Annotated in this window: 7 protein-coding genes; 1 reads left to right on the top strand and 6 read right to left on the bottom strand. The window is 32.4% G+C overall.

The window, feature by feature from the left end; translation table 11 throughout:
- The 6 genes from DW721_RS15710 to DW721_RS15685 form a co-directional block, all read right to left on the bottom strand.
- Positions 1 to 1584 (bottom strand): AAA family ATPase (locus DW721_RS15710; RefSeq protein ID WP_118746292.1); only part of this gene is annotated, 1584 nt, incomplete at its 3' end.
- A gap of 221 nt (positions 1585 to 1805) precedes the next feature.
- Positions 1806 to 3713 (bottom strand): leucine-rich repeat domain-containing protein, encoded by a 1908-nt coding sequence (locus tag DW721_RS15705; RefSeq protein WP_182436369.1) that lies wholly within the window; start codon positions 3711 to 3713, stop codon positions 1806 to 1808.
- Between the two features lie 258 nt (positions 3714 to 3971).
- Positions 3972 to 5141 (bottom strand): hypothetical protein, encoded by a 1170-nt coding sequence (locus DW721_RS15700; protein ID WP_118746290.1) that lies wholly within the window; start codon positions 5139 to 5141, stop codon positions 3972 to 3974.
- Positions 5142 to 5328: 187 nt separating this feature from the next.
- Complete coding sequence (locus tag DW721_RS15695; protein WP_118746289.1) at positions 5329 to 6489, bottom strand: hypothetical protein; 1161 nt, start codon at positions 6487 to 6489, stop codon at positions 5329 to 5331.
- 97 nt (positions 6490 to 6586) lie between these two features.
- Positions 6587 to 6766 carry a hypothetical protein gene (locus DW721_RS15690; protein WP_055943116.1) on the bottom strand — a complete coding sequence of 60 codons (180 nt, stop codon included), beginning with the start codon at positions 6764 to 6766 and terminating at the stop codon, positions 6587 to 6589.
- Positions 6767 to 6920: 154 nt separating this feature from the next.
- On the bottom strand, positions 6921 to 8159 hold the full coding sequence (locus DW721_RS15685; protein WP_118746288.1) for a hypothetical protein: 1239 nt from the start codon (positions 8157 to 8159) through the stop codon (positions 6921 to 6923).
- Positions 8160 to 8529: 370 nt separating this feature from the next.
- On the opposite strand from DW721_RS15685, the gene DW721_RS15680 reads away from it, so the two are divergent.
- On the top strand, positions 8530 to 8849 hold a 320-nt coding region (locus DW721_RS15680; RefSeq protein WP_147355423.1), incomplete at its 3' end, for a transposase.

The raw sequence follows: 8849 nt of genomic DNA, 5'->3' as shown, positions 1-8849 counted from the left end.
TGCAGCTTCAACAGTTTCTTCAAGTGAGTTCTCTTTTCTTGGATTTATCACTTTAAATTCTATAACTATTCCCGGATATTTTTGAGTCTGTTTGTCTTTTGGTTCAAGCATTATATCATAGCGTCCGAAACCGCTCTCACGGTTTGAAGTTATGATATAGTTTTCTGACTGGTCTACCATAAGCCCTAAAACAAATCCATGGAAAAAATTTTCAGGTGCTTTTTTCTCAGATGTATGTTTTCCTGAGTCAAATGAACTGAATGTGCGTAATGCAACATCATTCATATATTCATTCATGCTCTCTATATCTCCACTTATAAGTGCCTTTATGAATTCATTTGTCTCACTTTTTGCAGGACTGAACCATCGGAGTATCATTTTTTTGAACATAAACAATATTTCACGGTTTGTCAGAGCAAGTTCATACTCATTATCACTTTCTCTTATAAGATTTAATTCTTCTGACGAAACAACTTTCAAATAACCGCTTGCAAGCATAAGGCTCCATACGGCATCCTCCGAATAATCAAGTTCTGAAAATACTATCTGTTCATCTATCGGCACATTGATTGTTGAGCCATTTATAAGTTCTTCAACCATCATTTTTATATTTGAACTTCCCTTTTGCACTAAGCTGTTTATCAAACCATTTGAACTTGACTCCGCCCAATACAATGCTATTTTTTTCTTATCCAGACAATTTATTATCGACCACGGATTATAAATATCATTTTTACTGCCAAATCTAAAACCGTCATACCATATCTTAACATCGTTCTTTTTGTCAGAAAGTCCCTGTTCATCTAATGCCCTAAACACTTCTTCTTCCGTAAATCCAAATGCAGTTTCATACTTTGGAGTCAGTGTCGTAACTACCTCAAGGTTGTTAAGGTCTGAGAAAATACTCTCTTTCGATACCCTCGTTATACCTGTCATTATCGCTCGCTCTAAATACGGATTTGTCTTAAATGTTGAATTAAAAAGGCTTCTTGTAAATGCAACAAGTTCTTCCCAGTATCCATTTACATACGCCTCCTGCATCGGAGTGTCATATTCATCAAGAAGAATTATAACCTTTTTCCCATAATATCGGCTGAGATAATTTGACATATTTTTTATTAAATCCTGTGCCATAACATCACTCATATCATAACTGATATTACTTATGTTTTTCTTTTCTGTTTCTGTTAATCCATCCCAGTTTTTCAAAAAATCAAACTGCTGACACATCTCACATATTATTCTCTTAATTTTCTCAACCGCATCATTATAATTATTTTGTTTTATCTCAGCAAAACTCATAAATATCACTGGATATGTTCCCTGTATTTCACGATATTTCCCATCTTTCCATATCTCAAGTTTCTCAAATAATTCCCCTCTGTCCGCATACTTATTTGAGAAAAAACAGTTCAGCATACTCATGTTTAATGTTTTTCCAAAACGGCGTGGTCTTGTTATAAGTGTAACCTCATCTTCACTCTCCCACCATTCTTTTATAAAACCTGTTTTGTCTACATAAAAACAGTTTCTCTGTATCATTTTCTCAAAGTCCTGAGTTCCTATACTTACCGTTCTTGCCATATCCATCCTCCTGTTATTTTGTTATTGTCACTGTAAATCCCTGCCATTGTCCAATGTAATGCTTTCTTAATACAATTAAGCAGCTATTTGCAATCCGCTCTGCTGCCTACCGATAACACAAACAAAAAACTCATTTTGTTTAGCTACATTCTAACATTTGGACATATTTCTGTAAAGAATAAGCCATCTTGATATACTCAAAATGACTTATTTTTCAAACTTTATTTAAATCTATATCCCATAAATTCAACATACCTGCTCATATCTTTAAATGTCAAAAATTCAATTTCCTCATCACCTTCTCCCGCTGCCGCCTGTATTCCCGTTAATACTTCAACCGCATCTTTCCCTTTTGCAGCCGATGATATAACCGTATTATGAGCCTTGTTCAAATTCCCCCGTAAACAAATATCCGAAACATCTTTTCCAAGTTTTAAACTGCTTATATTAAGTGTTTCCGCCGCTTTTATCCTGAATGTATCTACACCATCTTTCACCGTAATCTTTTTAAGAGCCGCACATCCCGATATATCCATATAAATCCTGTCACAATTTTCAGAAATCGTAAGTCCGGTAAGTCCTCTTGCCTCTGTAAATGCAAACATATCCATCAATGTCGTTTCATCCGGTAATGTATAATTACCTTTTTTCTCCTGCGGATAAACATAAAGCTTATTCATGTCCTTACTAAATAATACTCCGTCTTTTGACACATACAATAAATTTTCTTTTTCTACGCTTATGTCCGAAAGACTATTATTTGCAATATTGTCCTCTGTCTCTCCAAAAAACCCATTTAAAATTCCTGTTATATCATTGACTGTTGCAGGCATCTTATAACTTGTCATTTTACCCGGTAATAACATTATCTTTGTTATATCCTTGTCATATAAAACACCGTCAACTGTTACAAAGTATTGATTTTGTGAAGATATATTTATCTCTGAAAATGAATTTTTTGTCAGAACATTTTTATATCTGTCATTTATCATATCCAAATAAACTATGCTCTCGACCTGCGGTGCAAGTTCTAAGCTGCTTTTTCCAAAAGGCATTACATAAAGTGTCTTGTAATCTTTTGAATATAATGTATCATCATATATTGAAAAATATTTATTACTTTCAGACAATGTCACTTTTTCAAGAGATTCTAATCCACTATACTCCACATATGAATCAACACTCTGCAATTCCGGTGGCATATTTATCCTTTTCAGATTTGCACATTTATCAAACCACCCCATATCAACAGCATAAATATTTTTTCCAAATGTTATTTCTGTCAATCCTACGCTATTACTAAATGCTCCCGCACAAATATCGTCAACCGTATCAGGTAATATATATCCGCCCTGTTTTGTGCCTGGATATGCAACCAGTCCTGACATATCTTTTGTAAACAATACACCTTTATTAGATGAATAATCTATATTGTTTCCTGCTACAAAAAATTCCTTTCCGGCACCGCTAAACGCATAATCCTCTATTTCACTTACACCTCTTGGAATGTAAATCCTGTTCAGACTGCTGCACTGCTTAAATGCTCCTGTCTTAATGTTTTTCACATTATCCCCAAGTTTAATGTTTTTCAGACTATGGCACTTTTCAAAACATCCGGCAGGTATAGTCTGTGCCTTGCATTTCCATGTAATATTTTTTAATCTGCTGCACTCTGAAAATGCTTTGGTACCCACATATTTTACATTTTTTCCCATGTTTAACTGCTCAAGAAAATTGTTATTTGCAAATGCATATCTTACTACCCTTGTCACTGTTGATGGAATAGTAAATTTTTTGTTTTGTTTCATTGCCGGATAATAGTACAGTATTTTCATATCTTTACTGTATAAAACTCCATCTTGTGCTTTTAAATATTTATTCTTTTTTGAAACTTTTACTGAAGAAATATGGTTATTAAAAAAATAAGCATTATTTTCGGCTACTCCCTTTGCTTTACTGCCTATTTTTAATGTACCTTTTCCTCCAAAATTTATATACCGGCTGTTTTTATTCTGCTTTGCCACCACTGCTGCATCGGCATTTTTTGCTCCTATGTCGTCAAATAAACCTGTTGCAGCGACAGAAATACTTAGTGATAATGCTAATAATTTTTTTAATCTCATACTCATAATCATTCCTCCCTCCCAGTGTGTAATCATTGATATTTCGCCAAATAATTTATTTAAATTTCAATCTACATTATTTAACTGAAAATCATTGATACAGTACACTAATAAAATATCTGCCTTATATTTTTATAATTGTTCTTATAATATAAGACAGATATTTTTGTGTTTTGTTGCAGTTATTTCAACTTTTCATAACACACTTACGGTCGGGCAGTCTTTTACGATTCGCTCTGCTATCTGTCCTTGCTCCCCTTTTTATTACCAACATTCAGGTATCTCATAATCGGTAACAACATAATTTGAAAAAACAATTCCAGCCCAAAGATCATGGTTATCCAGTCTTTTTATATTAGGAACTATACCATTTTTACTTGAAATAAAATCAACCTTTAAATTATTATCAAAAAGCAAATACATATTTTCTATATCTTTTTCTGTCTTCTGCTCCATGTTTATTTTCAATGTATTAAATTGATTGCCACCAACACACACTTTATCTAATTTCGTATATTTTTCTATATCTAAACTTTCCAAAGCTGTCTCTTTCACAACAAGTTCTTTCAAATTATCTGTTTCCGGCATTTTCAGTTGTTTTAATCCTCTAAGACCTTCTAACCCTAAGCTGTTAAGTTTATCATTTGATGATAAATCAAGCTCTGTAAATTTCTCTCCAGCCTGCTCAATATCTATTACTCGTAAATTTTTACATTTTGAAACATTTACCTCCTTGAGATTTTCAAAAATTGTATCATCTTCTACATTTACATTTTTGAGAAAAACACATTCCAATGTAGGGTTATTTCCCAAATCGAGCTTTTTCAGTTTACTCATTCCCCAAAAAGAGCCAAAATATTTTATTTTTTTAAACCGCGGCAAATCAATTTCTGTAAATGTATCTGTAGACTCAAGTGACATTCCTCTAATATATCCATAATCGTCCCATTCTATCCATTTGTCATGCAGAAAATCATCACCGTCTGCATACCAGTTATTTCCCATCTCCTTTGAACTTTTTATAAAACACTCCTTATAAAATTTCGTGAGCTGTTTTACTTCTGATTTTTTAGGTGCCTGTTTTTTTACTGTTATATTATAAATAGTTTTTTTCTTTCCCTGTCTTGCCTGCAACTTTACACTTCCAGATTTTTGTGCTTTTATCTTTATTTCTCCCTTGCCTTTTTTTATCACCGATATATTCTGCTTTCCACTTAAAATACTCCATACTGCCTTTTTCTCACTTTTTGGTGCTTTTATCGTTTTTTTCTGTGCAACCATTACTTTTACTTTTTTTACATTCTTGCCTTTAACCTGTTTTGTTTTTGATACTGCTGCAGTCACACTTCTCATTCCAACAGCAGTAAAAATATCTGTTAAAGCTAAAGAAACGCTCAATGATAATACAAGTAATTTTTTTAATCTCATGCTCATAATCATTCCTCCCTCCCATGTAAAAACATCTGCCTTATATTTTTATAATTGTTCTTATAATATAAGACAGATATTTTCTAAAGTTGTTGCAATTATTGCTATTTTATTGTAATTTACCACATACATTGTGTTTTTCCGTTTTTAATTGCGGTAACTTGAGATACTCTTCTCCGTTTTTTCGCATATTTTATATGCAGTTACGCAAAAAATCTAATCCACCATCTATATATCCTAAATATCCGTATTCATACCTTACTTTCGGAATCTCTGATATTTCTCTGTTTGCAACAAATCTTACGCTCGTTTCTACATCCGCAGAATATACATCTATATCAAACTCTGATATTTCCTTATCTGTTTTGTTTCCTAGTGATATTGTCACACTTTGAGGATTGCATCCTATAATCCCTATTTTCTGAATATTGGTACAATTACTTAAATCCAATTCATTTATTCTTGACCAATTCATATAAAATTCTTTTAAACAATATGTTTTAGGCATTTTCAATTCGTCAAGTGGTGTATGAGAAATATTAACTGTCTTAATTTTTCTGTTATTTGATAAATCTATCTGCTTTATATTAAAGACCGAATTTATATACACTCCTTCTAAATTTTGACATCCTGAAAAATCTATTCTGTTTAAATATGGATAATTTCCTTCTTCTGCAGACTCTCCATATCCAACATCTAAAAAGAAATATTTCAATGTCGGATTATTTCCTAAGTCAATGCTTTTCAAATTATTTCCGGTAACTGAACCAAAATACTGTATTTTTTTAAACCGTGGTAAATTAATTTCTGTAAGTATTTCTTTAGCCTCAAGTGACATTCCTCTGATATATCCATAATCATCCCATTCTATCCATTTGTCATGCAGAAAATCATCTCCTTCTGCATACCAATCATTTCCCATCTCCTTTGAACTCTTTATAAAACACTCCTTATAAAATTTCGTGAGCTGTTTTATTTCTGATTTTTTAGGTGCCTGTTTCTTTACTGTTATATTATAAATAGTTTTTTTCTTCCCCTGTTTTGCCTGTAGCTTTACACCTCCAGATTTTTGTGCTTTTATTTTTATTTCTCCATTGTCTTTTTTTATTACTGATATGTTCTGCTGTCCACTTACAATACTCCATACTACCTTTTTCTCACTTTTTAGTGCTTTTATCGTCTTTTTCTGTGCAACCGTTACTTTTACTTTTTTTACATTCTTCTTGTCCTTAGCCTGTTTTGTTTTTGATGCTACTGCAGTCACACTTCTCATTCCAACATCAACGAAAATACCTGTTGAAACTAAAGAAACACTCAATGATAATGCCAATAATTTTTTTAATCTCATGCTCATAATCATTCCTCCCTCCCATGTAAAAACATCTGCCTTATATTTTTATAATTATTCTTATAATATAAGACAGATATTTTTGTGTTTTGTTGCAGTTATTTTATTTATTATGTAAATCATTTGCCCTGACAAATTTTAAAATATAAGCACCTGCTGCTCCACCTTCATCTAAAGGAGACTCTTTTAGCAATTCTATTGCAGTCAATAAATCTGATAGTTGTTTCGCATTGTCTTTTCTTTCCTCCAAAATATCATAAGAAGCTATAAGCCATAAAGCCAATGTTTTAGCATCATCAGAATTTTTTTATTTTTTTATCTTTAAATACATTTTATTTAATTCTTTAAGTTTTTTATGAATGTTTCCCTATCAACTTCATTTTTTCATTCTTATACCTGTTTTTTGATAAAAATTTAATCATTTTTACTATCCCAATCTACAATAATTTAAAATATATTTTTCCATTTTTTTCTATAAACTTAACACATTTTTTCAGAAATTTCAATCCGCCATCTATATATCCTAAATATTCGTATTCATATCTTACTTTTGGAACTTCCGATATTTCCCTGTTCGCAACAAATCTCACGCTTGTTTCTCCTTCAGTGGAACCTACTGCTATGTCAAAGTCTGATATTTCTTTATTTGTTTTGTTCCCTAATGATATTGTCACACTTTGAGGATTGCATCCCATAATTCCTATTTTCTTCATATTAGTACAATTACTTAAATCTAATTCATTTATTCTTGAACCATTCATATAAAATTCTTTTAAACATTCTGTTTTAGGCATCTTCAACTCGTCAAGCGGAGTATCAGAGATATTAATTGTTTCAATTTTACAGTTACTTGATAAGTCTAATTTTTTTATATTGTATGTCATTCTAACATAAAAATTTTCAAGATTTTTGCACCCTGAAACATTTATTTCTTTTAATTCAGCATATTCCTGCTCGTCCCAATATTCCCCGTATCCCTGTTTTAAAAAGAAATATTTCAATGTCGGATTATTTCCTAAGTCAACGCTTTTCAAACCATTTCCGGTAACTGAACCAAAATACTGTATCTTTTTAAATGTTGGCAGTTTTACATCTGGTTCTATATCATATCCTATAAAATATGGTGTTGTTATTGACATACTGTCCAAAACAATCCCCTTTACATATCCGTAATCATCCCATGATACCCAGTCTGAGAACCATTTTAATTTTGTAACATCACTGTTTTTTCTCCATCCCCAATCATATGGTGACTCTTCCTGTGCTTTCCAAAAACAATCTATATATAATTTTCTAAGCTGTTTTACTTCTGATTTTTTAGGTGCCTGTTTTTTTACTGTTATATCATAAGTAGTTTTTTTCTTCCCCTGTTTTGCCTGCAACTTTACACTTCCAGATTTTTGTGCTTTTATCTTTATTTCTCCCTTGCCTTTTTTTATCACCGATATATTCTGCTGTCCACTTACAATACTCCATACTGCCTTTTTCTCACTTTTTGGTGCTTTTATCGTCTTTTTCTGTGCAACCGTAATCTGTACTTTTTTTACTTTAACCTCTGTTGTTTTTGATGCTGCTGCCGCAAATATACTATTCTCTCCAACATCAGTAATAATACCTGTTGCAGCTAAAGAAATACTCAATGATAGCGCCAATAATTTTTTTAATCTTATGCTCATAATCATTCCTCCCTAGTATAATAATGATGTAGTCAAACAAGACTACTTGGTTAATAAATTTCTATAAATCAGATAACAGAAGAAGGGATTCTTCCTTCATCAGATGTTATCCGTAATAATGATCATGTCTGACGGTTCCTGATAGACACCAGATAAAACATAAGGTATCATCTCTTAGGATAGGACAAAGAATGTATTCCTCCTCGGGACACTGATTATCTGTGGATACCTGTAATTAAGTCAATTAGTCCATTCGACAGGGTTTTATGTTTTAGCTGGTTGGGAGCCGGAAGGCAATACCCGAATAACGCGCTAGGTTGTGTACCTGCCAGATTGGAAATGGATTCCTATCAGAAAGGAGCTTTTGCTCATGTCAAACAAAGTTATTTTTAATCTTGATGAACTATTCATCTCTGTTGGTATTGATGTCGGTGCTGACTTCTCCTGGATGTCTATAGCACTTCCAAACCAACAATTCGTAGGAAAACCTTTCAAAATCCTACATAACAGTATTGATTCCCTTACAACCGCTGTTTCTAAAATAAAAGAAGCAGAAGAGTTGTATTCTTTGGAAAGTCGCATTTTCCTCGAATCCACGGGAATTTATCATTACCCACTCTTCTGCTATCTTCGTGATAAGGGTTTTAACTGCTCGGTTATTAATCCTATCATCACTAAGAATAGCACAAA

Origin of the sequence: Clostridium sp. AM27-31LB (genome assembly GCF_003480745.1) — a bacterium.
Lineage (GTDB): Bacteria > Bacillota > Clostridia > Lachnospirales > Lachnospiraceae > Butyribacter > Butyribacter intestini.
This window is presented reverse-complemented; position numbering and strand designations above follow the sequence as displayed.